Raw genomic sequence first — 25190 nt, forward strand, 5'->3', positions numbered from 1 at the left:
GCCGCCCCTACCCGTCCCATCCCGTTCCTGGGGGCTGCGCCCCCAGACCCCCCTAAAGATTGCGCCGTTCCCCGCGCCCCTGAAGAGAGTCGGGTGCGGGTGGGTGGGGGCTGGGCGCGCAGTTCCCCGCGCCCCTAAAAGACAAAAGACCGGAGGCGGGCCGGAGGCGGGCAGGGAGCGGGTCGGGAGCGGGCCGGGGGCGATGGGGCGCAGCCCCGAGCCGTTAGGGGCGCGGGGAACTGCGCGACCAGCCCCCACCCACCCGCAGCCGAAGAACCCACCCCGGGGTCTGGGGCGGAGCCCCAGGAACGGGATGGGACGGGTAGGGGCGGCGGGGGCGAAAACCGCTCGGCGCCCTCAGACCCGTAGCCACGTATGCCGGTCCCGGGCCATCGCGTGCAGCGCCTCCACGTCCGCCGGTTTCAGGACGCCCCCGAGGCGGGCCAGGGACGCGAGGTCGGTGTCCTGGAGGATGCGGACCTCGCGTGGGGGTGCGAGGACGTCGAGGTTGGCGGGGCCGGCCACGGCGAGGACGGGATGGACCTCGGCGGTGAGGGCGTAGGAGGCGCGGTCGGCGTCGGTGCGGACGTGGCGGAGCAGCGGGCTCGGCTCATGGCGGCCGACCGTGACCATCGGGTCGGCCACGAGGACACGCTGCTTGCGGGCGTGGAGGGCGCGGAGGGAGAAGAGGCCGCCGGGGCCGATGAGCAGGTGGTGGATGCGGTCGCCGCCGGGGAGCGGGAGGGAGTGGAGGGTGTGCCAGCCCGCGCCCTCCAGTTGGTCGAGGGCTTCGCCGACCGCCTGTTCGGCGGCGAGTGCGCGGCGGCGCGGGTCGGGACGCAGCCGGTGCGCCGGGCCGGGATCGCGGTCGAGGTCGATGACCAGCGCCTCGCCCGGGCGGTTCGGCGCGAGGTCGTCGTCCGGGTGGAGGGTCAGGCGGGCCAGTTCCGCCGGGGTCGGGACGGGGGGCGGTCCCACCGTCACCGGGCCTGTGAGGAAGGGGCCGAGCGCGTCGAGTACGTCCTCGCGCCGGTCCTCGCTGAGTAGATTGACCCGGGCCGTCTCACGGTCGTACCAGGCGACGTTCCTCCCGTCGGTCAGGCACACGTACAGACGCTCCTGCCCGTGGCGCCAGGTCGGTATGACGCGCAGTCCGTTCATGCACCATCACCCCATGACCATGGGAACAGGCGGGGTGCTCCAGGGGCAAGAACCCGGTTACCTTTGGGAGGAGTTGGGGGAGTCGGCTGGGAGGCGCCGTTGCGGACCCGCAGGAAGCAACCCGATGTTCCGGCTCCGGACAGCCCGTGGAGCGAGATCGTGCCCGGTCTGTGGATGGGCGGGCACGTGTTCGCGGGACGCCCCGGCGAGCCGGAGCTCGCCGTCGTGCGGGATGAGTTCGACCTGGTCCTGACGCTGTTGCGGCTGCCGGGGCACGGACCGGACCCGGGCGTCGAGCACCATGTGTGGCCCATCCCGGACGGGCCCCTCGACGGTACGCAGCTCGCGGGTGTCATCCGTCTCGCACGGGCCGCCGACGATGCCCTGGAGGACGGGCGCCGGGTTCTCGTCCGCTGCCATCATGGGTACAACCGTTCGGGACTGGTCGTCGCACACGCGCTCGTCCTCGCGGGGCACACCACCGAGGACGCGATACGGCTGATCCGGACCCGGCGCTCCCCGTGGGCGCTGCACAACGAGCTGTTCGTGGAGTATCTGAGGGCCGGGCTCGCCACGGCCCGCCTCCTGGAGGAACTCGCGGAGCCCTGACGTCACCGCGTCACCCGCTCGCACGAGATCCAATAGGTGGATAAGAAGGACTTTCACGCCAATAAGGTGTACGGAGCGACCGGTCATCCGGAGCTGCGCCTGATCACCTGTGGCGGGCCGGCCCCTCGTGGACGGTTCACCGCGCCGACGACATCACCACTGACCCCATCATTCTTTACGCCGACCTCGCGCAGCAGCGGTAGCCCCTGCGGGGCGGGGCGGCCCGGACGCAGGAGTGCCGTGACCCCCAGCCGCCTCGCGCGCGTGCCCCTCGGCGCCGCCGTCACCGCCGTGCTGGTGGCGGTCCTGGCGGGCTGCGGCGACTCCGGCGACCTGCGGGGCGCGGGTGCAACGCCCACCGCCGTCGGCCCGACCAAGCTGTGGCCCCAGCTGTCGCCCGCCTCGACGCCGGCCCTCGACTACGGCGAGGCGGACACCGAGACCGTCAAGGGCATCACCGCCCCGGGCGACGACATCCACAAGGTGAACCCGGTCTCCGTCGTACGCGCCGAGGTGGCCGCGCACCCGGACGAGTACAGCGGCCCGCACGCCATGTACGCGGAAACGGTCCAGCAGCTCAAGGACTGCGGCAAGAAGGGCGCGCTCGGCAAGAAGTGCCCGATCCTCCAGGCGTACTACCGCGATCTCACCGGCGACGGGAAGGACGACCTGGTGCTCGGCATCCGCTTTCCCGACGAGCAGTTGGCGGTCCGTGTGTACACCTTCACGCATCACAAACTGGTGCAGGTCATGGGCACCTCGGACAGCGTGGTCAGCGTGGAGCTGGCGGGCCGTGACGTGATCATCCGCTCGCCCTCGACGCTGCCGGGATACGAGTTCCGTACGGTCTGGACGTGGGACCGGCTCCAGAACGCGATGCTGGCGACACGCGACGAGATCATCCGCGTCGGCTCCGTGACGCCCACCCCGTCGGTCTCCCCCACGCCGGCGCCATCGGCCGTACCCACGCTCTCGCCCCCGGCGAGCGCCTCATGAGAGAGACCCTCCGGCGTCTCCCGCACTGGACCGCCACCCTCACCTGGAAGGCGGCCGCCTTCATCACGGTGATGTGCTGCGGCCTCGCCGCGCTCCTCGGTGTCCTCGTCCATGTCTCGGTGACCGATCAGACCGTCGGCGAGGCCCGCGGCCGGGCGCTCGACCGGCTCACGGACGTGACGGCGAGGTACGAGGCGGGCGACCGGCTGCCGCCGGACGCGGGCGTCGATCTGCCCGGGCTGCCGGCCCCGCTGCGCGCGCTGGCCGCGGCCGGGAAGCGCGGCACCATGGTCGGCGACCAGCACGAGCACCCCACGATGTGGGCAGCCGGGCCCGCGGGCGGCGGACGCGCGCTGGCCGTGCAGTACGACTACGCGCAGGGCGCCCACACCATCGACACCCTGGACCGGGCGATCGTGTGGTCGTCGGCGCTGGCGATCGGCGCGACGCTGCTGGTGGGCTCGTTCGCGGTGACCCGGGTGACGCGGCGGCTGCACGGGACGGCGCAGGTGGCGCGGCGGATCAGTGCGGGCGACCTGGACGCGCGCGTCAACGACCCCCGCGCGCAGGATCCGACGCGCCCGCAGGACGAGGTGGCCGCGGTCGCCGGTGCCCTCGACACCATGGCGTCCTCGTTGCAGAGCAAGCTGCTGAGCGAGCAGCGGTTCACCGCGGACGTGGCGCACGAGCTGCGCACCCCGCTGACCGGGCTGCACGCGGCGGCCGAGCTGCTGCCGCCGGGGCGCCCGACCGAGTTGGTGCGCGACCGGGTGGCCGCGCTGCGCACGCTGACCGAGGACCTGCTGGAGATCTCCCGTCTGGACGCCCGGAGCGAACGCCTCGAACTGGACTCGGAGCAGCTCGCTCCGCTGGCCGAGCGGGTGGTGCGGGCATCGGGGACCGACACCGAGGTCCGGGTCGTACGGGACGCGCGGGTCGAGACCGACCGGCGCCGGCTGGAGCGGGTGCTCGGGAATCTGGTGGCGAACGCGCACAAGCACGGCGAGGGACCGGTGGTACTGACGGTCGACGGCCCGGTCGTCACCGTGCGGGACCACGGCGCCGGCTATCCGGAGTACCTCCTGAAGCACGGGCCGCAGCGCTTCCGTACGGAGGGCGGTTCGAAGGGGCACGGACTCGGACTGACGATCGCGCTCGGCCAGTCGGAGGTACTCGGCGCGCGGCTGACGTTCGGCGATGCTGCCGGGGGCGGCGCGCTGGCGACCCTGACGCTCCCTCAGTCCGGTCTCCCCGAAGGACCGTCCGGAGCGCTCTGAACCACCGTCCGAAGGACCCTGGGCGCCTTCGCGTCCCCGATGGCTCAGTGCGACCTGCGCTCACCCGGGCTCGCTCCTAATGTGGCGATTAGTCAGGTTCCGCCCCCTTCCCAGAGGAGCCCCCATGTCCCTGCGGTCCACGTACACCCGTCTCGGTATAGCCCTCGCCGCCGGCAGCCTCGTCGCACTCGCCGGCGCCACCCCCGCCCTCGCCGACGACGAATCGGGCCCCGGAACCGGCGACAGCCGCGGCTCGGACAAGGGATTCGGTGACGAACGCGGTGACGGCCGCGACAACGACAACGGGTTCGACGACGAACGCGGCGACGGCCTCGACAACGACGGCACGGTCAGAGGCCGGGTCGACGTGAACGGCGGGCTGGCCCTGCGCAACGCCCCGCATCGCGGCAGCCGGCTGATCCGGGTCGCGAGGAACGGCGAGATCGTCCACATCTACTGCAAGGCCTGGGGCGAGTCGGTGGGCGGCGACTCCCTCTGGTACCTGCTCTCGGACGGCACCTGGGCCTGGAGCCCCGCGCGCTTCATCGAGGCCTTCGGCTCTCCCCGCTGGTGCTGAACCGACGGCGCCGACTTCCCCGGCAGATACACCGGATCAGCCCGTTTGTCATCACATAACGGGACATCAGGTCCCTCGCTTGCTACGTTCCGCACATGAGTCAGCCCGGAATGCCCGGAACGACCGTGGCAGCGGACCCGTCCACACCCGCTGTACGCCTGCCCAGGCGCCGTGGCATCGAGTTCACCCTCATCGTCCTCGCCGTCCTGCTCTGCGTGTGCGGCTACTGCGCTGTCGGGTTCGCGAAGAACGGCACCGTCCCGCCCGGCGCCGCCGGTTACGGCGCCGGGCTCGGCGTGCTCGCGCTCCTCGCGCACCTCGCGGTACGGCTGCGGGCGCCGTACGCCGATCCACTGCTGCTCCCCATCGCCGTACTCCTCAACGGCCTCGGCCTGGTGCTGATCTACCGGCTCGACCTGGAGACCCCGGGCGACGAGGCGGCCCCCATCCAGCTCATCTGGTCGACGCTCGGGGTCGCCCTGTTCATCGCGGCCGTTCTCTTCTTGCGCGACCACCGCGTCCTGCAGCGCTACACCTACGTCTCCGTCGTCACCGCCCTGGCGCTGCTGATCCTGCCGATCCTCTTCCCGGCGGTGAACGGCGCCCGCATCTGGATCCGGATCGCCGGATTCTCCATCCAGCCCGGCGAGTTCGCGAAGGTGCTCCTCGCCGTCTTCTTCGCCGGATATCTGGCCGCCAACCGCAACGCGCTCGCGTACACGGGCCGGCACATCTGGAGGTTCACCCGGCTCCAGCTGCCCACCGGTCGCGTGCTCGGGCCGATCGTCGCGATCTGGCTGCTGAGCGTGCTGGTGCTGGTACTGGAGCGGGACCTGGGGACATCGCTGCTGTTCTTCGGCCTGTTCGTGATTCTGCTGTACGTCGCCACGGGCCGCACCGGCTGGATCGCGGTCGGGCTGCTGCTGGCCTGTGTGGGCGCGATGGCCGTCGGCCGGCTCGAACCGCACGTCCACAGCCGGGTGCAGGACTGGCTGCACCCCTTCGCGTCGATCGACGCGGGCCAGGGACCCAACCAGATCGCCCAGTCCCTCTTCGCGTTCGCCGCGGGCGGGATGCTCGGCACCGGCCTCGGGCTCGGCCACTCGACCCTCATCGGCTTCGCCGCCAAGTCGGACTTCATCCTGGCGACCGCGGGCGAGGAGCTCGGCCTGGCCGGCCTGTCGGCGATCTTCCTGCTCTACGCCCTTCTCGTGGAGCGCGGCTACCGGGCGGGCCTCGCCCTGCGCGACCCCTTCGGGCGGCTCCTCGCGATCGGCCTCGCGTCGATCGTGGCGCTCCAGGTCTTCGTCATCGCGGGCGGGGTGACCGGCCTCATCCCGCTGACCGGCATGGCGATGCCGTTCCTCGCACAGGGCGGCTCCTCGGTCGTCACCAACTGGATCATCGTCGCGCTGCTGATCCGGATCAGCGACTCGGCGCGCAGTCAGTACGACGGGACGGCGGCGCCGTGAGTGACCGGGAGGTCTCGCCATGACCAAGTACATCCGCCGGGCCGCCGGCCTGTGTGCCGTGCTGCTGGTGGCCCTCCTGGTCAACGCCACCCGCGTCCAGGTCTTCCAGGCCCCGTCGTACGACGACAATCCCGCCAACCGCCGTCAGACGATCGCCCGTTACGGCCAGCCGCGCGGCGACATCGTCGTCGGCGGCGAGACGGTCACCGGCTCCGAGGACACGGGCGAGCAGCTCCGTTTCGAACGGACGTACAAGGACGGCCCGTTGTACGCGCCCGTCACGGGCTTCGCCTCGCAGCTGTACGGCACGACGTTCCTGGAGAACGCCGAGGACGACATCCTCTCCGGCGCCGACCCGATGCTCGCCCCGCTCCCCCTGTGGAACGACATCACGCACGCCGAGAACCCCGGCGGCAAGGTCGTCACCACGATCGACCCGGACGCGCAGGAGGCGGCGTTCGAGGGACTCGGCTCGCGCCGGGGCGCGGTCGCCGCGATTCAGCCGGCCACGGGCAAGATCCTCGCCCTGGTCTCGACACCGTCGTACGACCCCGCGGAGCTGTCCGGGACGGGTTCGGCGGTGACGCGGGCATGGGCGCGGCTGAACGGGGAGGCCGACAAGCCGATGCTCAACCGGGCGATCCGGCAGACGTATCCGCCGGGGTCGACGTTCAAGGTGGTGACGGCCGCGGCGGCGCTGGAGGCGGGGGTGGTGACGGATGTCGACGAGCCGACCAGGTCCCCGAACCCGTACCGGCTGCCCGGCACCACCACACGGCTGACGAACGAGGTCGAGGGCTGCGAGGACGCCTCGCTGCGGTACGCCTTCGAGTGGTCCTGCAACACGGTCTTCGCGAAGCTCGGCGTGGACGTGGGCCTCGGCAACATGACGAACACGGCGGCGAACTTCGGCTTCAACGACCGGAAGCTGAGGATTCCGTTCGCGGTCGCGCCCAGCAACTTCGACACCCGGCTCGACAGGGCGCAGCTGGCGCTCTCCTCCATCGGGCAGTTCAACACCCGGGCCACGCCCTTGCAGATGGCGATGATCTCGGCGGCCGTGGCGGGCGGCGGTTCGGTGAAGTCGCCGTACCTGGTGGAGCGGACGACCACGAGAGGCGACAGCACCGTGGCCTCGCACGGTCCGAGCACGCTCCACCAGGCGATGAACCCGTCGACGGCGCTGCGCATGCGTGAGCTGATGACCGACGTCGTAACGGAGGGCACCGGCAGCATCGCCGCCATCCCGGGCGCCACCGTCGGCGGCAAGACCGGCACCGCCCAGCACGGTGTCGACAACTCCGGTATGCCGTACGCCTGGTTCATCTCCTGGGCCCAGGCCGACGACGCGATGGAGCCCGCGGTCGCGGTCGCCGTCGTCGTCGAGGACGCGGCGGCGCGCCGCGGGGACATCAGCGGGGGCGGGGACGCGGCACCGATCGCGAAGGCGGTGATGGAGGTGGTGCTGAACGCGTCATCCGACACCTCCTACAACAGTGGCGGTTGACGACTGCTCGACGAGCGCGGCCGGCAGGGCGATGTACGCGGTGACGCCCGCACCCCGGGTGGGGCGCAGCTCGACCTGGGCGCCGAGGCGGGCGGCGAGCGCGCCCACGACGTGGTGGCCGAGAGTGGGCATCCCCTGTGTCCGCGCGGAGCCGGGAACCCGGCGGAGAGTGGGGGCGGCGAGGAAGGAGCCGCCGTTGCCGGACAGCAGGGCGTTGACCTGCGTCATCCGTTCCTCGGTCATCCCGATCCCCTGGTCGACGACCGCGAGACAGTACTCGGCGCCGTCCCGCCAGCCGTAGATCTGGACGGGCTGACCGGGCGGGCTGAACATCAGTGCGTTCTCCACCAACTCGGCGAGCATATGGGAGAGTTCGGCGACGGCGTGGCCGCGGATGCCGCACTGTTCGATGTCCACGGCGGCCACCCGCCGGTACTGCTCGACCTCCGAGACCGCCGACCGCACCACATCGGCGACGGCGACCGTGCCGGGCCAGGAGCGGGCGGGTGACTCCTCACCGGCGAGGACCAGGAGGGACTCGGCGTTACGGCGCATCCGGGTGGCCAGATGGTCGAGCTCGAAGAGTTCGGCGAGGGCGTCCGGGTCGAGTTCCTGGCTCTCCAGGGTGGTGATCAGGCCGAGCTGGCGGCGGAGGAGCGCCTGGTTGCGGCGGCCCAGGCCGGCCAGGGACTCGGTGCTGTTGCGGCGCAGGACGGCCTGTTCGGCGGCGAGGCCTACGGCGGTGCGCTCGACGTTGCGCAGGGCGGCGGCGAGCCGGGTGATCTCCCGCGCGCCGTGGTCCGCCGCCCGGGGTCTCGCCGGTCCGGCCGGTCCGGTGGCGATCGGGATGTTCGGGATGTCCGAGGCGTCCAGGGTGGCCGGGCCGTTCTCCTGGATGCGTTTGACCGCGACGGGCAGCCTGGTTCCCGCGACGGCGTCCGCCTCGTCGGCGAGGGCGCCCAGGGGGCGGGTGATGGAGCGGGCGGAGATGACCGCGAGCGCCGCGGCCACGGCGACGATCAGCGCACCGAGCCCGAGGAAGCCGACGAGCTGCCGGGTGGCCGCGTCACCGGTCTCGGCGGCACGGGCGCGCACATCGGCACCGACCCGCTTCTGCACGCCGTGCAGATCGTCGACGAGGGTCGTCATGTCGGCCCACCAGCGGGACGGCGGGACGACGAGGGCCGAGCCGTCGGCACCGCCCTCGGCCTGCCGTTCGTAGGAGGTGACACGACGTGCCGCGGTCGACTTGAAGGCGGTGTCGAGGGCGGACTCCTGGGTGTGCGTGGCGAGTTGGCGGAACTGGCCGAGCCCGGCGACCCGGGTGGCGCGGATCTCGGTGAAGTCGAGGTACTCGCCGGAACGGAACCGCTTGGCCGCGAACACGCCGTTGAGGGAGCCGCGTTCGAGGGCGACGGCCTCGGTGGCGCGGGCCAGGGCCTGCAAGGCCTGGACGCCGTCGCCGATACGGCGGTCTCCCTGCGGCGCCCCGGCGGACTCGGCGTCGATGAGAGCGGTGACGGCCTTGGTGTAGGAGGTCAGGGTGGCGGTGCGGTCGGCGGCGCCGGAGTCGACGTCGGCACGGAGGGTGGCAAGGTCCGCGAGCGGCAGCTGGGCGTCGCGGAGGGCGGAGGCGGAGGCTCCCGGCAGATCACCGCTCTCCTCGGAGAGCGCCGCTCGCAGTGCGGAGCGGGCGTCGTCGGTACGTCCCCGCTGCCGCCGCACATCGTCCCGGTAGCCCTCGGCCCCGCCCAATAACCCATTGGTCAGGCCGCGTTCGCGCTGGAGCTCACGTACGAGATCCTGCACCCGCAGCAGGACGCCCACGTGCGCCTCGGTCGCGCGCGCGGCGGACCAGTCGGCGGCGCGGTCGGCGACGCCGAGTCCCGTCAGGGCGAGAAGCAGGCAGGTCGGGACGGCCAGCACGATGGCCATACGTCCGCGGATGGAGTGCCAGCCGGGAAGGGCCGGAAGGCGAAGGGTGGGAAGCCGAAGGGTGGTCTTTACGTTCCCCGTCATGCTCCGTGACGCTACGGGCGGGTCGGTCAGGGAGCGGTTTCCCCTCCGTAAGACAACGGTTCACAGGTACTCACCCGGGCGGCTGGTGTGCTGTGAGAGTCGGACAATGCTCACGTGGTGAGACGGGGCTGGGGTCGGCACACGGTCCCGACCTATCGTTCGGTCCATGACGCCTCCCACCGCGTACGAGCTCGCCCAAGCCAACATCGGCCGCCTCAAAGCCCCCCTGGACTCACCGCAGTTGAAGGACTTCGTCGAGGCCCTCGACCCCGTGAACGCCGTCGCGGACGCCGCCGAGGGATTCGTCTGGCGCCTCCAGAGCGACTCCGGCAACGCGACGGACGTGCCCGTCCTCGGCGACGACTGGCTGATCATCAACATGTCCACCTGGCGGGACACGAACGCGCTGACGGCGTTCATGTACCAGGGACAGCACCGCGAACTGCTGGCCCGGCGGCGCGAGTGGTTCGAACGCCTGGAGGAGGCGATGACCGTGCTGTGGTGGGTCCCGTCCGGCCACCGCCCCACGGTGGCGGAGGCCGAGTCCCGCCTTCTGCATTTGCGCGAACACGGGCCTACGGAGCACGCGTTCACCTTGCGGACGTCGTTCCCGGCGGGGGCGTAGGGGATTCTTCGCCCCCGCCGCCCCTACCCGTCCCATCCCGTTCCTGGGGCTCCGCCCCAGACCCCGTTCAGTTGTGTTTTGGCTGCGGGTGGGTGGGGGCTGGTCGCGCAGTTCCCCGCGCCCCTGACGGCTCGGGGCTGCGCCCCTTCGCCCCCGGCCCGCCCCGGGAGCTTTTAGGGGCGCGGGGAACTGCGCGACCAGCCCCCACCGTCCCGCAGACGACTCTCTCCAGGGTTGAGGGGGGTCTGGGGCGGAGCCCCAGGAACGGGATGGGACGGGTAGGGGCGGCGGGGGCGAAAACCCTAGGCCTCCGCACCCCCGTCGATCATTTCGTTCACCTCCGCCACCCGTTCCTCCTCCTCCACCGCAAAGCGCTCCGCGTCCAACCGCTCCGCGATCTCCTCGTCCTGCGCCATCAACAGGTCGAGGTTGGAGTTGCCCATGTCGAAGACACCCATGTCGACGTAGGCCTGCTGGAGGCGCTTGCCCCAGAGGCCGATGTCCTTGACGCAGGGGACGATGCGACTGAAGAGCAACTGACGGAAGAGGTGCAGGAATTCGGACTGTTCGCTGTACTCCTCGGCCTCGGCCTTCGGGATGCCGAAGTTCTCCAGGACTTCGATCCCGCGGAGCCGGTCCCGCATCAAGTAGCAGCCCTCGATGACGAATTCCTCGCGTTCGCGCAGTTCGGTGTCGGAGAGTTGCCGGTAGTAGTCGCGCAGGGCCATGCGGCCGAAGGCGACATGCCTCGCCTCGTCCTGCATCACGTACGCCAGGATCTGTTTCGGGAGCGGCTTGTCGGTGGTGTCCCTGATCATGCCGAAGGCCGCCAGGGCCAGGCCCTCGATCAGGACCTGCATGCCCAGGTACGGCATGTCCCAGCGGGAGTCGCGGAGGGTGTCGCCGAGGAGGGACTGCAGGTTGTCGTTGATCGGGTAGAGCATTCCGATCTTCTCGTGCAGGAAGCGGGAGTAGACCTCGGCGTGGCGGGCCTCGTCCATGGTCTGGGTGGCCGAGTAGAACTTGGCATCAAGGTCGGGGACCGATTCGACGATGCGGGCCGCGCAGACCATGGCCCCTTGTTCGCCGTGCAGGAACTGGCTGAACTGCCAGGACGCGTAGTGCTTGCGCAGTTCGCCCTTGTCCCGGTCGGTCATCTTCGCCCAGTGCCGGGTCCCGTAGAGGGTCATCGCCTCGTCGGGGGTGCCGAGCGGATCGTACGGGTCCACTTCCAGGTCCCAGTCGATCCGCTTCTGGCCGTCCCACTGCTTGTCCTTGCCCTTCTGGTACAGGGCGAGCAGCCGGTCACGACCGTCGTCGTACTCCCAGCTGAAGCGCGCCGCCCCGGAGGCCGGTACTTGCCAGAGGGGGTCTCCCGAGTCCTTGGCGTACAGCTCATGCGTCGGCATACATCGCAGGCTCACACGGGGTAGACGCGTCGTCAACAAGTCGCGCGCAAGGGATTGACGGTCTTGCTGACAAGCAGTCTCATAAGACGTGACCGCCGGTAACCCTTGCAGATCCCGTACGACGAGGTGGGAACAGTCATGACGACGGTGACGGAAGACGGACTCGAAGGTCTCCGCGACGCACTCGGTCTGCTCAAGGACCGTGAGCAGGTGGCCGAACGGCTGCTCGACTCTTCCGCCAAGCACTCCTTCGATCCGGACAAGGAGCTGGACTGGGACGCGCCCTTCGAGGAGGGCAAGTGGTTCTGGCCGCCGGAGCTGGTGTCGCTGTACGGCACCCCGATGTGGCGGCGCATGAGCGAGGAGCAGCGGATCGCGCTGTCGCAGCACGAGGCCGCCGCGCTCGCGTCCCTGGGCATCTGGTTCGAGCTCATCCTGATGCAGCTGCTGGTGCGGCACATCTACGACAAGCCGGCCACGAGCGCGCACGTCCGGTACGCGCTGACCGAGATCGAGGACGAGTGCCGGCACTCCAAGATGTTCGCCCGGCTGATCTCGCGGGGCGGGACGCCGTACTACCCGGTGAGCCGGGCACACCTGAACCTCGGGCGGCTCTTCAAGACCATCTCGACCACGCCCGGGTCCTTCACGGCGACGCTGCTCGGTGAGGAGGTTCTGGACTGGATGCAGCGGCTGACGTTTCCGGACGAGCGGGTGCAGACCCTGATACGGGGGGTCACGCGCATTCATGTCGTGGAGGAGGCTCGGCATGTGCGGTACGCGCGGGAGGAGCTGCGGCGGCAGATGCTGACGGCGCCGAGGTGGTCGCAGGAGTTCACCCGGGTCACGTCGGGCGAGTTCGCGCGGATCTTCTCGGTCGCCTTCATCAATCCCGAGGTCTACACGAATGTCGGGCTCGACCGGCGGGAGGCGATGGCGCAGGTGAAGGCGAGTGGGCATCGGCGGGATGTGATGCAGACCGGGGCGAAGCGGTTGACGGATTTCCTGGATGACATCGGGGTGTTGCGGGGGGCGGGGCGGCGGCTGTGGAAGTCGTCGGGGTTGCTGGCCTGAGGGGTTTTCGCCCCCGCCGCCCCTACCCGTCCCATCCGTTCCTGGGGGCTGCGCCCCCAGACCCCCGCTAAAAGATTGCGCAGTTCCCCGCGCCCCTTTTAGGGGCGCGGGGAACTGCGCGACAAGCCCCCACCGGCCCGCAGACGAACGAACCCGGGCGGGCGGGGGATCGCGGGGCGAAGCCCCGCGCCTTCAGGGGCGCGGGGAACTGCGCAATCTTTTGCACCAGCCCCACCCACCCGCAGACGACGGACAAACCCCGGGGTCGAAGAGGCGGAGCCCGGGGCGGCGGGGGCGAATACCCGGTTACGCTGCCGATATGACCTCCGAGGCTGCTCCCCGCGCGTACCGACGGCTGAGCGTCGAGGAACGGCGCAGTCAGCTGCTGGAGGCGGCGCTGTCGCTCTTCGCGCAGCGGGTGCCCGAGGAGGTGTCGCTGGACGACGTGGCGGAGGCGGCGGGGGTGTCGCGGCCCCTGGTGTACCGGTACTTCCCGGGCGGGAAGCAGCAGCTGTACGAGGCCGCGCTGCGGTCCGCGGCCGAGGAGCTGGAGCACTGCTTCGCGGAGCCCCCGGAGGGACCGCTCACCGAGCGGCTGTCCCGGGCTCTCGACCGGTATCTCGCGTTCGTGGATCAGCACGACGCCGGGTTCAGCGCGTTGCTGCAGGGCGGAAGTGTCATCGAGACGTCCCGGACCACCGCCATAGTGGACGGCGTACGGCGGGCCGCCGCCGAGCACATTCTCGATCATCTGGCGGTCGAGGATCCCGGGCCCCGGCTGCGGATGACGGTGCGGATGTGGATCACCGCCGTGGAGGCCGCCTCGCTGATCTGGCTCGACGAGGACAAGGAACCGCCGCTGGACGAGCTGCGGGACTGGCTCGTCGAGCAGTTCGTGGCGGCCCTCGCGGCGAGCGCGGGGCGGGATCCGCAGGCCGCGGCGGTGGTGAAGGCCGCGCTCGCGCTGGAGACGGCGGACGGGGCCGTGGCGGCGCTGGCCCGCCGGGTGCTGCCGGTGATCGGGGACGCGGCGCGCCTGCTGTGACGGCTGCGACCGTGGGGTTTGTGACACTGGTGCGGTGAAGAGCCAAGACACTCCCTTTGTCGGCGGCCCGCTGGACGGGCGCGTACTGCCGGTCCTGCTCGGGATCACCGGCCATCCGCCCAAGACGTACCGGATCCCGGTGCCGGACGCGGACGGCGGTCCGCCGACCGTGCTCGTCTACCGGCGTGTGCAGTCCAGCCGGAGCAAGCGCCTCGGGCTGCACCAGGGCTGGAAGTACGAGTACGACCCCGAGGGCAAGCAGGGGCGCGGGCCGGCCTGGCCCTGGTCGAAGCCCGAGGGCAAGGGTGACGCCACGCCGGAGCCCCACGCCGACGAGTGACCTTCTTGGGCCGAAGCGGTCAGCCGGCGCGCGCTCGGGATGCGGCCGCCCGATCCTGCCGGTGCGAGGTGGACCCGCCACCCCGGCACCGGAGGTGATGACGTGTCAGGAAGGCTTCTGCGTCTGGTCTGTACGGCGGCGGTGGCGGCCGGGGCGTTGCTCGCGCCGTCGCCCGCGGTGGCCGTCCCGGATCCCGCTCCCGAGGCCGGCGCGGCCGTCGGTAAGCCCGGACAGCGCTCCGTCGCCTCGCTGCTGACGGACCTTCAGCGGCTGTACCGGGACGCCGAGCGCGCCACCGAGAAGTACAACGCGACCGCGGAGAAGCTGAAGAAGCAGCGCGCCGAGGTCACCCGGCTCGACACCGGCCTCGCCAAGGCCCGTCTCTCCCTGCACGACAGCCGTGGCGCCGCGGGGCGGCTCGCCCGGCAGCAGTACCAGAGCAGCGGCGAGATCTCCTCGTACGTACGGCTGCTGCTCGCCCGCGATCCGCAGCACGCCCTCGACGAGGGGCATCTGATCGGGCAGCTGTCGCTGGAGCGGGCCGAGACCGTGCAGCGGGTGGCCGGCGGCGAGAAGAGGACCGACGCGCTCGCGCGCGCGGCCCGCAAGGCGCTCGACGATCAACTCACCCTCGCCGAACAGCAGAAGAAGGAGCGCGACGACGTACGAAAGCGGCTCGACGACGTCGAGCGGCTGCTCGCCTCGCTGACCGTCGACCAGCTGGCCGAGCTGGACAGGTTCGAGAAGTCGGGGGCGGCCGAGGCGCAGAAGAAGTTCATGGCCTCCGGCGCCCTGAGCAGCGAGCGGCCGCCCTCCCGGGAGGGCGAGGAAGCCCTCCGGTACGCCGTGGGCCAGATCGGGAAGCCGTACGCCTGGGGTGCGCAGGGCCCGAAGTCGTACGACTGCTCGGGCCTGACCTCACAGGCCTGGCAGCGCGCCGGGCACCCCGTCCCCCGCACCAGCCAGGAACAGTGGGCCGAGCTCCCGAGAATCCCCCTGAGCGAACTGCGCCCCGGGGATCTGGTGGTCTATTTCCCCGAGGCCACCCACGTCGCCCTGTACGCGGGCGACGGGATGGTGGTGCAGGCCCCGAGACCGGGCACGAAGATCAAGGTCTCTCCGATCGCCGCGAATCCGCTGCTGGGTGCGGTGCGTCCGGATCCCGGCGAGGAGCCCCTGCGGCACTACACACCGCCGAGGCTCCCCCAGCAAGGCGCCCCGTAAGGGGCGCGGGGAACTGCGCGACCAGCCACAGTGAACCCGCACCCGAAGCGCCGAACTCAGGCCCCGGTCACCGAGGCCAGGTACGCCTCGGTCTTCTCCGGCTCATAGAAGAAGTTCTCGAAGTCCGCCGGGTTGTCGAACCCGTTGACGAACCGGTGAGCGACCGGCGGCAGTTGCCCCGCCGCACCGATCAGGTTGAGGACATGCTCCGGCGGCACGCCGAGCATCGCGTTCGTCCACTTGGTGACGTGCTGCGCGGTCTCCCAGTAGCGGTCGAACGTGGCCTGCATCCACTCCTCGTCGAAGGGCTTGTCGCCCTGCTCGACGATCGAGGCGAGATACGCGGCGGCGCACTTGGCGGCCGAGTTGGAGCCCTGACCGGTGATCGGGTCGTTCGCCACGACCACGTCGGCGACGCCGAGGACCAGGCCGCCGCCGGGCAGGCGGCCGATCGGATTGCGGACCGTGGGCGCGTAGCGCCCCGACAACGTGCCCTGCGCGTCGGTCAGTTCGACCTTCGTGGCCCGCGCGTGCTCCCACGGCGTGAACCGCTCCATGAGTTCCAGGGTCAGGGAGAGGTGTTCGGCCGGATCCTTGACGCCGTTGAAGACGTCGAGCGGGCCGCCGGGTATGCCCTCCCAGAAGAGGATGTCCGCGCGGCCGGACGTGGTGAGCGTCGGCATGATGAACAGCTCGCCGACGCCGGGGACCAGGTTGCAGCGGACCGCGTCGTAGTCCGGGTGCTCGGGACGCGGGCCCAGACCGTGGACGTAGGAGACCGCCAACGCCCGCTGCGGCTCGCTGTACGGCGAACGGGAGGCGTCGCGGCCGAACATGGAGACCAGCTCGCCCTTGCCCGCCGACACCAGCACCAGGTCGTACGTACGGGAGAAGTAGTCCAGGTCGGAGACCGCCGCGCCGTGGATGACCAGCTGGCCGCCGCGCTGCGCGAACGTCTCCATCCAGCCGGCCATCTTCACGCGCTGGTCCACGGACTGGGCGTACCCGTCGAGCTTGCCCACCCAGTCGATCGCCCGCTGCGAGGGGCCCGGGTCGAACGAACCCGGCACGGCGACCGAGATACCGACTCCTTCGATCTTCGGGGCCTGGGACTCCCAGAAGTTCAGCTGGAGATCACGCTCGTGCTGGAGTGCCATGTCGAACATGCACTGTGTCGACATGACACGGCCGGTACGGATCTCGTCCGCCGTCCGGTTCGACATCAGGGTGACCTCGTACCCGTGCGACTGGAGTCCGAGGGCGAGCTGGAGACCGGACTGGCCGGCTCCGACGACGAGTATCTTCCGCATGCGCGTCCTAACTCTGCGTACGACTTATTCGGGGCTCACGTCGAGCGCGTGCCCCACCAGCGCGAGCAGGCTCTCGACAACCGAGATCCGGCGCCTGGCATCCATGATCATGACAGGTATGTGCGGGGGCACCGTGAGGGCCTCGCGTACGTCCTCCGGCTCGAACCGCTCGCTGCCGTCGAAGTGGTTGACGGCGACGACGTACGGCAGTCCGCAGCTCTCGAAGTAGTCGAGCGCCGGGAAGCAGTCCGACAGGCGGCGGGTGTCGGCGAGGACCACCGCGCCGATCGCGCCGCGCACCAGGTCGTCCCACATGAACCAGAACCGCTGCTGGCCCGGCGTACCGAAGAGGTAGAGCACCAGGTCGTCGTCGAGCGTGATGCGGCCGAAGTCCATGGCCACGGTGGTGGTCAACTTCTCCGGGGTCGCGGTGAGGTCGTCGGTGTCCTCGCTGGCCTGGGTCATCAGCGCCTCCGTCTGGAGGGGCGTGATCTCCGAGACGGCGGTGACGAGGGTGGTCTTGCCTACGCCGAAGCCGCCCGCCACCACGATCTTCGTGGCGATCGGGGCGCGCGTGCGGTCCGTCTGCCAGGCCTGGAGGTTCTCGTCGGTCTCGGGCAGCGGCACGGGGGCCGCGGGTATCGGCGCCGTGGTGGGGAAGGCGGTTCTCGGCGCGCCCTCAGAGACGACGGAGTCCATTCAGCACCCTTTCCAGCAGTGCGCGGTCCGGCTGTCCCGGGCCGTGACCTGTTCCGTACACGCGGATCTTTCCCTGGTCCGCCAGGTCGCTCAGGAGCACGCGGACCACACCGAGCGGCATCCTGAGGAGCGCGGCGATCTCGGCCACCGTCCGCATCCGGCGGCAGAGTTCGACGATGGCCCGCATCTCGGGCATCACCCGGGTTTCGAGGGAACCTTTCGGCAGTTCCTTGCGCTCCTCGGGGGCCTCCAGCGCCGCCACGAACGTCTCCACGAGGAGGACGTGGGCGAAGCGGGTACGGCCGCCGGTGAGCGAGTAGGGGCGTACGCGGGCGGGTTTGCGGTCGCCGCCGCGCACGGGAAGCCTGCTGGGCGTGCTCATCGGCCACTCCCCATCGGTTCGGACTCCAGCGATTTTCGGAGCTCGCTGCGGAGTTCGGGGGTCAGTACATGTCCGGCCCGGCCGACGAAGAGCGCCATGTGGTACGCCACCACGCTCATGTCGCAGTCCGGGGAGCCGTGCACACCGAGCAGCGAGCCGTCGCTGATCGACATGACGAAGAGGCTGCCCTCGTCCATCGCGACCATCGTCTGCTTGACGCCGCCGCCGTCCATCAGCTTGGCGGCGCCAATGGTGAGGCTGCCGATGCCGGAGACGATGGTGGCGAGGTCGGCTGCGGAGCCCTTGGGGCCCGTGGGGCGGTCCGTCTCCGTCCCCGCTCGCGCTTCCGCGTTTCTGCCGGGGTCGGAGGAGAGCAGCAGCAGGCCGTCGGAGGAGACGACCGCGACCGACAGGAGGCCCGGCACCTCCTCGACGAGATTCGTCAACAGCCAGTGCAGATTGCGGGCTTCACTGCTCAGGCCGAAGGTACTGGGCGCGGTCAACTGCTTGCCTCCTCGACGGTGCCCCCCGATGCTTCTACGTCCTGTGCGTTGAGCTGGTGCGGCGCGTCCAGCTCCGCCGTCTGCTCGGCGATCTCCGCCTCCACGTCCCGGCGGCCCTCCATCGCGCCTCGGTGGAAACCGCCGAGCCTGCGGCGCAGGGCATCGGCGTCCACGCCGCCCGTGCGCGGTCGCGGAGCGGGCGCGGGCGTGGAGATCTTCGGCGTTCGTTTGGGCAGGCCCTTGTCGGTCAGCCGGGGGCGCTGGTCCGGGACACGTGCGTGGGTGTCGGGGCCGATGGCGTAGGGGTCGGTGGTGGTCTGGGCGGGGAGGTCCGCTTCCGGGGTGGGTGCGGGAGTGGCCTCGGCGGTTTCGGGAGCAGCCCGGGTGGGCTGGGGAGCGGGCTCTGCGAACGCGCGAGCCGCTTCCTCTGCCGGCGGTTCCATTTCCGTGAACTCGGGGGCCGCCGCCTCTTCCGCCGGAGGCTCCGGGAACGCGCGGGGCGCCTCTTCCGCCGAAAGGTCCGGGAGCAGGAGCTCCATCGTGGTCTCGGGCGTCCGCTCCGGCGTCGGCATCGGCTCGGGTTCGCGCGGGGCCGGGACGGTCGGGGCGGGCACGGCTGCCTCGGGCGCGGATGCCGGTTCCGGCTCGGCTGTCGTTTCCCGCTCGGGCTCGGGCTCGGCGGCGGCGTCCCGTACGGCTTCCTCGGCTGCCGCGATCAGCGGGTCCTCGTCCCCCGCCGGATCCGACGCCGACGCCGCGAGGGCCGAACGGCCGTACAGCACGTTGGAGTTGGCCTCGGCGCTGGCTCCGGGCAGCGTCACCGTGGGGACGCCGCCGGCGAGGCGGGTGGCCGTGGGGAGGGTGACGGCGGGCGCGGCGGCGAGCATCGTCTTCGGGAGGACGACCACGGCGGTCACACCGCCCTGCTTCTGCTCGCGCAACTGCACGCGCACCCCGTGCCGGTGGGCGAGCCGGGCCACCACGTACAGGCCGAGCCCGAGGCCTTCGCCGCTCTCCAGGTCGTACGCGTCCTCCGGATCGAAGTCCGCGAGCCGGGAGTTGAGCTGGCTCATCCGCTCGTCGGTCATGCCGATGCCCCCGTCCTGCACGGAGAGCATCACCTCGCCGCTCTCCAGGAGCCAGCCGGAGACCTCGACGGGGAGGTCGGGCGGCGAGAACGACGAGGCGTTCTCCAGGAGTTCGGCCACGAGGTGGCTGATGTCGTCGGCGGCGAAACCGGCGAGGTGCGCGTGCGGCGGCAGCGCGGCGATGCGGACCCGCTCGTACCGCTCGATCTCGCTGACCGCGGCCCGTACGACGTCGACGAGCGGGACGGGACCCGCGTGGTGCTGGACGTGTTCGGCGCCCGCGAGGACGAGCAGGTTCTCGCTGTGGCGCCGCATGACGGTCGCGAAGTGGTCGAGCTTGAAGAGGGTGGCGAGGCGGTCCGGGTCCTGCTCCCGCTCCTCCAGGCCCTCGATGACGCCGAGTTGGCGTTCGACCAGGCCGAGGGTGCGCAGCGCCAGGTTGACGAAGGTGCCGTGGATGCTGCCGCGCATCTGCTCCAGATGGGCGGTGGCGTCGGCGAGTTCGGTACGGAGCTTGTCGCGCTCGTCGGCCATCAGCTGGCGCTGGCCGATGAGGTGCTTGCGGTCGCCCTCCAGAGTGGTGATCCGCTCGTGAAGCGTGGCGGCGTGCGTGTGCAGCGCGTTGACGGAGCGGACGACCTGGGCGAACTCGTCGTTGCGGCCGGTGAACTTGACCGGTTCCTGGGTGCCCGGGTCGGCGGCGAGGCGGGCCGAGCCGATCCGCAGGACGGCCAGCGGGCGGGTGAGGCTGCGGGCCATGGCCATCGAGACGCCGACCGCGACCAGCAGCAGCGTGCCGATGAGGGCGATCCGGATCTCCAGCGCGGTGACGTCGTCGTCCCGCAGCTGTGCGAGGGCCTTGGTGCGGTGGTCGTTGAGGGAGGCCTCGGCGCCGCGCATCAGCTCGATGCGGGCGGACAGGGCCGCGTCCAGCTTCTTGGTGCTGGTGTCGAGCTCGGCGCCGGAGAGCTTCGGCTGGTCGGTGAGGCCCGCGAGGTACTTCTCGGCGGTCGTGACGTCGGGCCCGGTGACCGTGGAGTCGTAGGAGGACGTGGCGGTCTTGGGCGCCGTCTCGTGGAAGTCGGCGAGGGCCGCGTCCGAGCGCAGGCGGGCCTGCTGGGCGGCGGCGCTGAGCGCGTCGCGCTGCTTGGTGCCTGCGGCCGTGGAAGTGCTGGTGGTGCTCGCCAGACCGGTGAGCGGGTCGATGACGGTCTGGGTGGTGCGCGGGATGTTGAGGGCCGCAAGGAGCAGTCCGCGGGCGGCGGCGGACTGCTGGACGGCGGAGTCCAGCTCGGCGAGGGCGTGCGCGCCGGAGCCCGCGCGGGGCGGCAGCTGGTCGGCCAGGTCCTCGGCGAGGGCGTGCAGTTCGGTGATGGCGGCGGAGTACGCCTGGTGCGCTTCGAGAGCGGTGCTCTTTCCGGTGAGCGCCGCTCTGCGCAGGGAGGCGATGGAGTCGAGGTCCTTCAGCAGGGTGGCGGGGGCGTCCTCGTCCGCCCGCAACTCCTCGACCTCCCGGTCGACGCGGGCGCCGCGCTGCTCGGAGGGGGCCTTGGCCTTGGGCCGGCCCGCGGCGATGTACGAGGTGACTTCGTCCCGCTCGTCGGCCAGCGAGTGCGCGAGGACCAATGCCTGCTGGGTCCGCTGCGCGAGCGTCACCAGGTTCTGGGAGTCGTTCAGTTGCCCCGACGCGGCCAGCACCGTGGGAGCTCCGGCACCGGCGATGGCGGCCGCGACGACCGCCACGGCGACGATCAGCCGGTTGCGTACGTGGGCGGGGCGGCCCCGGCCCGCGGAGTCGCCGGTGGAACCGCCCTCAGTCGAGCTGGAGGCCGTCTGCTTGCCTGTGCGCCTCGGCCGCGTCTTCTGCACCGGTGCTCGCATTCCTGACTCGTGTACCCATGGGCCCGGGTGACGTCCCGTCAACGGGGGCGTCCGCCCACCCCCGGGTTTTCGACTTCGCTCCAGCAGGAAGGACCCCCATCGGCCCCCGACCCTCCCAGTGCCGGTGGGCAGTGGTCCCGCATCATCCGGCCCGCCACCCGAAGGAGTGAACCCCGGACGGGAGTTGGCGGGCAAGTTCCCCTGGCGTGTGCGACGGCCTTGACCGGCGGGCCGGTTGGACGTCGGCGACGCGCTTTGACAATATTCGCCGCCACGCTCCCCCGGAGTCGATCATTCCATGCCAAACCCGGCGCCTGAGCTGCTGGTCCGCACTGGTTCGGCGACCGATGCCACCCTTTCGTGGACCTTGTGAAGGGCTCGTGCAGACTGGCCGGATGCGCACTGAACTCTTTTCGGAGCCCGGAGACCCGGACCGCCCCAATGAGGACTTCGCATCGGTCGGACTTCCCGCCTCAGGACAGGGGGGTTCCCTGGTCGTCCTGGACGGCGTGACACCTCCTCAGGGCGACGACGGCTGTCTGCATTCCGTTGCCTGGTTCTCCGCGCGCCTGGGCGGAGCCCTGACCGAACTGTCCGTTTCCTGCCGGGATCTGACGCTGCCGGAGATCCTCTCCGACGCCATTCGCCGGGTGGCCGACGCCCACGCCGACACCTGTGACCTTTCTCACCCGCGCACACCCCAGGCAACCGTGGTCCTCGCGAGGTGGTCCGCGACCGAGGTCGAGTACTTGGTCCTCTCGGACTCGGCCCTGTTGCTGGAGTCCCCCACGGGCGAGGTGACCCCCCTCCTCGACGACCGCCTCTCCCGCCTCCCCCGCACCTCCCTCACCACGGACGCCATCGCCGACGCGACCGTCCGCAACAAGGAGGGCGGCTTCTTCACCGCGGCGGCCGATCCCTCGGTGGCCGGGCGCGCGGTGACGGGCGTGTTGCCGCGCTCCTCCGTCCGCGCCCTGACCGCCCTCACCGACGGCGCCACCCGCTGGGTGGAGAAGTTCCGGGAGGGCGACTGGACCGACCTGTTCACCCTCGTACGGAAGGAGGGCGGCCAGGCGCTCGTGGACCGCGTACGGCGGCTGGAGGCGGCGGACGCGGAGGCGCGGGTGTATTTGCGGCGGAGCAAGACGCATGACGACGCGACGGTGGTGTTCGTGGAGTTGTGACCGTCAGTGGCCCTCGGCGCCCGGGGTAGGACTGCCGCTCACGGAAGACTGGTCCTTGGGTGTGTTCGAATCCGGGCCAGCCTCGGGCGAGACCCAGACGCCGACCATGGCGGTGGCCAGCGCCGTCGCTGCCGCCACCAGCACAGTGGTCGCCGGGACCGCGGTCGCGGACAGGGAGCGGAAGTTGCGGATCTGTCCCCAGCGCAGACCGGCGACCCGTACCAGTCGGGCTTCCCAGTACAGGCCCAGCACCAGGAAGACGGCCAGACAGTTGCCGGCGGTGAGGAGGAGCGAGATGCCGAAGCGGCCCGGTTCGAGGTCCTGATACAGGAGCTCGGTGAGCTCAGCGGGAAGAACGACCGCCAGGAGGCACAGCGCCTTGCCGATCGGCGTACCGCCGCGAAGCCAGGAGTAGGCGTAGCCGTAGACGAATCCGTACAGCGACCAGCGCAGGGCGTTGGCCCATACATCGACAATGTCGCTCAGGTCGTAGCCGATCTCCGTCAGCCGGGACGGCAGCGTGTAGAGGAGCCACGGCAGAGTGAGGCCGGTGAGCAGAACGGCGGCCGCCACGCCGTTGCGCCAAGCACTGCGGCCGCCTGAGGTGCCAAGAGCGGCCGCACGCAGCGCCACCGAGCGGTGGGGCGCCGTAGCCCGGGCGCCGAGAGCACCGAGCGCATGCCATCGCGTGCTCCACTGCCGGGCGGTGAGGTCCCCAGCGGCGAGAGCCGTACGCGAGGAGCTGAGGAATTCCCGTCGACCCGCGGCAAGGGTCTCGTCCTTCAGCAGGGCGTGGACGAGACGGTTGTGTGTGGGCGCGCGGGTGCTGTGCAACCGCAGGGCGCGCGATTCCGCCGCCGGTGGCAGCAGCCAGGCGAAGCCGAGGGCGGCGATCCCGACGGCGAAACAGGCGCCGCTCGTCTGCTCATAACCGTCGAACATCGAGAAGCCCACCCGGATGAGTTGACTGCCCACCGCCGCGACGCCCAGAGCGCCGACGACCGTACGGACGTGCACGGGCCAGACTCCGTGCGTACGACCCTGCTGCCATGCCAGGAGGAGAGCGCCGCCGAGAACAGTGGTCTCCACGATGACGAGAGGCAGATTGGCAGCCACCCTGGGATCGATCCCTACGGCGATCCACGGACCGTCCGTCGCCTTGGTCCAGTCGTGGACCCCGAAGTCCGCATCCGGCACGGCCAGTGCCCACCACAGGAACAGGACCACCGTGGGGGCAACCCATCGCCCCCACGCGTAGGAGGCCAGGACGGGCCAGAGTGCGAAGGGCCAGCACCACGAGAGGAAGCCCATCACGACCTGGTTCGCCGACGCGGCATCCGGGTCGAAGAGGTTCGGTGGCTCCGCCCAGATGTCCGGCAGCCCCGTCCCGGGGCCGGCGGCCAGGATGGCCAGCCACACTCCCGCTGCCGCGGTGGCGGCCCAACGGTGGCCCGCCGTTCCCAGCAATCGTCGCCGCAGAACCTGCGCCACAAGTCCGGCGGAGGCAGCCGCGACCACGATCGGCAGGGCTGCGAGCGCTGATCGAGCTCTCTCCGCGAGCAGGACCACAGGCCACGCGAGCAGGAGACTCGGTAGCAAAAGGGGCAGCAACTGCCCTACGCGCGGCGGCCGTCCGCCACTGATCCGAGCCCCGAACGCCGCGAGCAGCAGGGGGAGCACGACCCACCACCAGACCACCAAGGGCATCCCTCGCCCGGCGTACTCCCACCAGCCGTTCCACGGCTGCTCATCTGTTCCCGCCAGCGCGTACATAAGCGTCGCACCCGTCAGGGCGCCGCCCGTAACTGCCGCTGCCGTCCAACGGGTGCGCGTCGCGAGCGGTGCCCAGCGTCGTACGAACGGCACTGCCAGACAGCAGGTCACCGCCGCCACGGCGAGCAGCAGTCCGGCCGCTTCGCGATTGGGCGAGCGATAGCTCTGCAGCACGGCGCCGAGTGCCGCGAGATTGCTCGTGCCTCCTGTGCCTGCCGAGCGTGGATGGCCCAGCGAGACGTACACCTTGCCCTTGGCCGGCAGGATGAGTTCGGCACGGGCGGCGGACTGCCGCAGCGTGGTTCCTCCCTCCACGGCGATGATGGGCTGGTCCGGCGACTCCACGGTGACGTTCCAGTGGTCGTAGAGCCCCTTGTCTCCGAGCAGGCCCTTCTTCACTTTCAGGGTGATGAAGACGTTGGCGGCCGGCCCCCCGGTCGGGGCCCCGCACTGGTCGAAGCTCGTGAACCACCCCGTATCGGCCCTGGCGTAGGCGTATGCCGGCTTCTTCGGGCCGTCCTGCTTGAAAGGCTCTGTTGCTTTGTAGGCATCGAGGGCTGAAGTGGCGCACTCTTCATAACCCGTCGTGATGCCGAGTTCCAGAGGCAGCCAGTCGGCGGGGTCCTCGGCGCCTCTGCGCAGGTCGCCGGTCATGGGGTCGTCCGGGTCGAGCACCAGCCGATGCTTCGCCGTGGCGTGCCACTGGTCGGCCCTGGTCCCGGAGCCCGGAACGATCCTCAGCGTCGTCGCCCCGGTACGCCGCCCCTCGGCGCGGTACCGCTTCTCGACCGCGGCCTTGGCCCGTTCGCCGGCCTTCGCGTCGTCCACGTCGTCCTGGGAGTCGGCGGCGGATCCCGCGTAGGGTCCCGCCCCCGCGTAGGCCCGCTCGGCCGTCCGCACCCACTGGAGATGCACGGCCACGGACGCCAGCACCACGACAACGAGCAGCAGGACGCCCCCAACTACCCTGACATACCGTGGAATTGTCCCGCTCACCCGTCACCGCCCCGTCCCCCGGAGGCGTCAGAGTAGCCG

General features: G+C 70.9%; 21 protein-coding genes. 12 read left to right on the top strand and 9 right to left on the bottom strand.

Going from position 1 to position 25190, the window contains the following annotated elements:
- Nucleotides 1–357: 357 nt before the first annotated feature.
- Entirely contained in the window at nt 358–1161 is an 804-nt protein-coding gene (locus tag OIC96_RS15285; RefSeq protein WP_330307305.1) for a nuclease-related domain-containing protein, read from the bottom strand.
- A gap of 99 nt (nt 1162–1260) precedes the next feature.
- Here OIC96_RS15285 and OIC96_RS15290 point away from each other — a divergent pair, with 99 nt between their 5' ends.
- The 6 genes from OIC96_RS15290 to OIC96_RS15315 all read left to right on the top strand — a co-directional run bounded on the left by OIC96_RS15290 (nt 1261) and on the right by OIC96_RS15315 (nt 7599).
- Complete coding sequence (locus tag OIC96_RS15290) at nt 1261–1770, top strand: protein-tyrosine phosphatase family protein (RefSeq protein WP_330307304.1); 510 nt, start codon at nt 1261–1263, stop codon at nt 1768–1770.
- A 240-nt stretch (nt 1771–2010) separates the two neighbouring features.
- Nucleotides 2011–2766: a hypothetical protein gene (locus OIC96_RS15295; protein ID WP_330307303.1), complete on the top strand. Its 756-nt coding sequence runs from the start codon at nt 2011–2013 to the stop codon at nt 2764–2766.
- On the top strand, nt 2763–4043 hold the full coding sequence (locus OIC96_RS15300) for a HAMP domain-containing sensor histidine kinase (protein ID WP_330307302.1): 1281 nt from the start codon (nt 2763–2765) through the stop codon (nt 4041–4043). The genes OIC96_RS15295 and OIC96_RS15300 overlap by 4 nt, the downstream gene beginning before the upstream one ends.
- A gap of 124 nt (nt 4044–4167) precedes the next feature.
- Entirely contained in the window at nt 4168–4620 is a 453-nt protein-coding gene (locus OIC96_RS15305) for an SH3 domain-containing protein (protein WP_330307301.1), read from the top strand.
- Nucleotides 4621–4715: 95 nt separating this feature from the next.
- Nucleotides 4716–6092 (top strand): FtsW/RodA/SpoVE family cell cycle protein, encoded by a 1377-nt coding sequence (locus OIC96_RS15310; RefSeq protein WP_330307300.1) that lies wholly within the window; start codon nt 4716–4718, stop codon nt 6090–6092.
- Nucleotides 6093–6111: 19 nt separating this feature from the next.
- Nucleotides 6112–7599: a penicillin-binding transpeptidase domain-containing protein gene (locus OIC96_RS15315; protein WP_330307299.1), complete on the top strand. Its 1488-nt coding sequence runs from the start codon at nt 6112–6114 to the stop codon at nt 7597–7599.
- On the opposite strand, the gene OIC96_RS15320 is transcribed toward OIC96_RS15315, so the two are convergent.
- Nucleotides 7567–9618 carry a sensor histidine kinase gene (locus tag OIC96_RS15320; protein WP_330307298.1) on the bottom strand — a complete coding sequence of 684 codons (2052 nt, stop codon included), beginning with the start codon at nt 9616–9618 and terminating at the stop codon, nt 7567–7569. The two genes, OIC96_RS15315 and OIC96_RS15320, sit on opposite strands and share 33 nt — an antisense overlap.
- Before the next feature lie 166 nt (nt 9619–9784).
- Here OIC96_RS15320 and OIC96_RS15325 point away from each other — a divergent pair, with 166 nt between their 5' ends.
- Nucleotides 9785–10243 carry a DUF3291 domain-containing protein gene (locus OIC96_RS15325; protein WP_330307297.1) on the top strand — a complete coding sequence of 153 codons (459 nt, stop codon included), beginning with the start codon at nt 9785–9787 and terminating at the stop codon, nt 10241–10243.
- A gap of 302 nt (nt 10244–10545) precedes the next feature.
- On the opposite strand, the gene OIC96_RS15330 is transcribed toward OIC96_RS15325, so the two are convergent.
- Nucleotides 10546–11652, bottom strand: a complete 1107-nt coding sequence (locus tag OIC96_RS15330) for a ferritin-like domain-containing protein (RefSeq protein WP_330307296.1) — start codon at nt 11650–11652, stop codon at nt 10546–10548.
- Between the two features lie 138 nt (nt 11653–11790).
- Between OIC96_RS15330 and OIC96_RS15335 the strand changes: the two genes are divergently transcribed.
- The 4 genes from OIC96_RS15335 (at nt 11791) to OIC96_RS15350 (ending at nt 15335) form a co-directional block, all read left to right on the top strand.
- Nucleotides 11791–12726: an AurF N-oxygenase family protein gene (locus OIC96_RS15335; RefSeq protein WP_330307295.1), complete on the top strand. Its 936-nt coding sequence runs from the start codon at nt 11791–11793 to the stop codon at nt 12724–12726.
- Nucleotides 12727–13045: 319 nt separating this feature from the next.
- Nucleotides 13046–13771, top strand: coding sequence for a TetR/AcrR family transcriptional regulator (locus tag OIC96_RS15340; protein ID WP_330307294.1), 726 nt, complete (start codon nt 13046–13048; stop codon nt 13769–13771).
- 34 nt (nt 13772–13805) lie between these two features.
- Entirely contained in the window at nt 13806–14111 is a 306-nt protein-coding gene (locus OIC96_RS15345; protein ID WP_330307293.1) for a hypothetical protein, read from the top strand.
- A gap of 102 nt (nt 14112–14213) precedes the next feature.
- Nucleotides 14214–15335, top strand: coding sequence for a C40 family peptidase (locus OIC96_RS15350; protein WP_330307292.1), 1122 nt, complete (start codon nt 14214–14216; stop codon nt 15333–15335).
- A 56-nt stretch (nt 15336–15391) separates the two neighbouring features.
- Here the strand turns inward: OIC96_RS15350 and OIC96_RS15355 are convergent, their stop codons facing one another.
- Genes OIC96_RS15355 through OIC96_RS15375 form a run of 5 tightly spaced genes read right to left on the bottom strand, consistent with a single transcriptional unit; the run spans nt 15392 to nt 21198 of the window.
- Nucleotides 15392–16645: a styrene monooxygenase/indole monooxygenase family protein gene (locus OIC96_RS15355; protein ID WP_330307291.1), complete on the bottom strand. Its 1254-nt coding sequence runs from the start codon at nt 16643–16645 to the stop codon at nt 15392–15394.
- Nucleotides 16646–16669: 24 nt separating this feature from the next.
- Nucleotides 16670–17344: a GTP-binding protein gene (locus OIC96_RS15360; protein ID WP_327431700.1), complete on the bottom strand. Its 675-nt coding sequence runs from the start codon at nt 17342–17344 to the stop codon at nt 16670–16672.
- Complete coding sequence (locus OIC96_RS15365) at nt 17325–17726, bottom strand: DUF742 domain-containing protein (RefSeq protein ID WP_330307290.1); 402 nt, start codon at nt 17724–17726, stop codon at nt 17325–17327. The genes OIC96_RS15360 and OIC96_RS15365 overlap by 20 nt, the downstream gene beginning before the upstream one ends.
- Entirely contained in the window at nt 17723–18229 is a 507-nt protein-coding gene (locus tag OIC96_RS15370; protein ID WP_330307289.1) for a roadblock/LC7 domain-containing protein, read from the bottom strand. The genes OIC96_RS15365 and OIC96_RS15370 overlap by 4 nt, the downstream gene beginning before the upstream one ends.
- Complete coding sequence (locus OIC96_RS15375; RefSeq protein ID WP_330307288.1) at nt 18226–21198, bottom strand: sensor histidine kinase; 2973 nt, start codon at nt 21196–21198, stop codon at nt 18226–18228. The genes OIC96_RS15370 and OIC96_RS15375 overlap by 4 nt, the downstream gene beginning before the upstream one ends.
- Nucleotides 21199–21593: 395 nt before the next feature.
- Between OIC96_RS15375 and OIC96_RS15380 the strand changes: the two genes are divergently transcribed.
- Nucleotides 21594–22382, top strand: coding sequence for a protein phosphatase 2C domain-containing protein (locus OIC96_RS15380; RefSeq protein WP_330307287.1), 789 nt, complete (start codon nt 21594–21596; stop codon nt 22380–22382).
- Between the two features lie 3 nt (nt 22383–22385).
- Here the strand turns inward: OIC96_RS15380 and OIC96_RS15385 are convergent, their stop codons facing one another.
- A complete protein-coding gene (locus OIC96_RS15385) occupies nt 22386–25076 on the bottom strand; it encodes a hypothetical protein (protein ID WP_330462127.1) in 2691 nt (896 codons plus the stop codon).
- Nucleotides 25077–25190: the final 114 nt, after the last annotated feature.

It is taken from the genome of Streptomyces sp. NBC_00775, from assembly GCF_036347135.1.
Classification (GTDB): Bacteria; Actinomycetota; Actinomycetes; order Streptomycetales; family Streptomycetaceae; genus Streptomyces; species Streptomyces lutosisoli.

What these genes read in the sequence shown, in the direction of transcription:
- OIC96_RS15285 (WP_330307305.1), bottom strand. Translation starts at nt 1,161, where the DNA reads ATGAACGGACTGCGCGTCATACCGACCTGGCGCCACGGGCAGGAGCGT.
- OIC96_RS15300 (WP_330307302.1), top strand. Translation starts at nt 2,763, where the DNA reads ATGAGAGAGACCCTCCGGCGTCTCCCGCACTGGACCGCCACCCTCACC.
- OIC96_RS15305 (WP_330307301.1), top strand. Translation starts at nt 4,168, where the DNA reads ATGTCCCTGCGGTCCACGTACACCCGTCTCGGTATAGCCCTCGCCGCC.
- OIC96_RS15310 (WP_330307300.1), top strand. Translation starts at nt 4,716, where the DNA reads ATGAGTCAGCCCGGAATGCCCGGAACGACCGTGGCAGCGGACCCGTCC.
- OIC96_RS15315 (WP_330307299.1), top strand. Translation starts at nt 6,112, where the DNA reads ATGACCAAGTACATCCGCCGGGCCGCCGGCCTGTGTGCCGTGCTGCTG.
- OIC96_RS15320 (WP_330307298.1), bottom strand. Translation starts at nt 9,618, where the DNA reads ATGACGGGGAACGTAAAGACCACCCTTCGGCTTCCCACCCTTCGCCTT.
- OIC96_RS15325 (WP_330307297.1), top strand. Translation starts at nt 9,785, where the DNA reads ATGACGCCTCCCACCGCGTACGAGCTCGCCCAAGCCAACATCGGCCGC.
- OIC96_RS15330 (WP_330307296.1), bottom strand. Translation starts at nt 11,652, where the DNA reads ATGCCGACGCATGAGCTGTACGCCAAGGACTCGGGAGACCCCCTCTGG.
- OIC96_RS15335 (WP_330307295.1), top strand. Translation starts at nt 11,791, where the DNA reads ATGACGACGGTGACGGAAGACGGACTCGAAGGTCTCCGCGACGCACTC.
- OIC96_RS15340 (WP_330307294.1), top strand. Translation starts at nt 13,046, where the DNA reads ATGACCTCCGAGGCTGCTCCCCGCGCGTACCGACGGCTGAGCGTCGAG.
- OIC96_RS15355 (WP_330307291.1), bottom strand. Translation starts at nt 16,645, where the DNA reads ATGCGGAAGATACTCGTCGTCGGAGCCGGCCAGTCCGGTCTCCAGCTC.
- OIC96_RS15360 (WP_327431700.1), bottom strand. Translation starts at nt 17,344, where the DNA reads ATGGACTCCGTCGTCTCTGAGGGCGCGCCGAGAACCGCCTTCCCCACC.
- OIC96_RS15365 (WP_330307290.1), bottom strand. Translation starts at nt 17,726, where the DNA reads ATGAGCACGCCCAGCAGGCTTCCCGTGCGCGGCGGCGACCGCAAACCC.
- OIC96_RS15375 (WP_330307288.1), bottom strand. Translation starts at nt 21,198, where the DNA reads ATGCGAGCACCGGTGCAGAAGACGCGGCCGAGGCGCACAGGCAAGCAG.
- OIC96_RS15380 (WP_330307287.1), top strand. Translation starts at nt 21,594, where the DNA reads ATGCGCACTGAACTCTTTTCGGAGCCCGGAGACCCGGACCGCCCCAAT.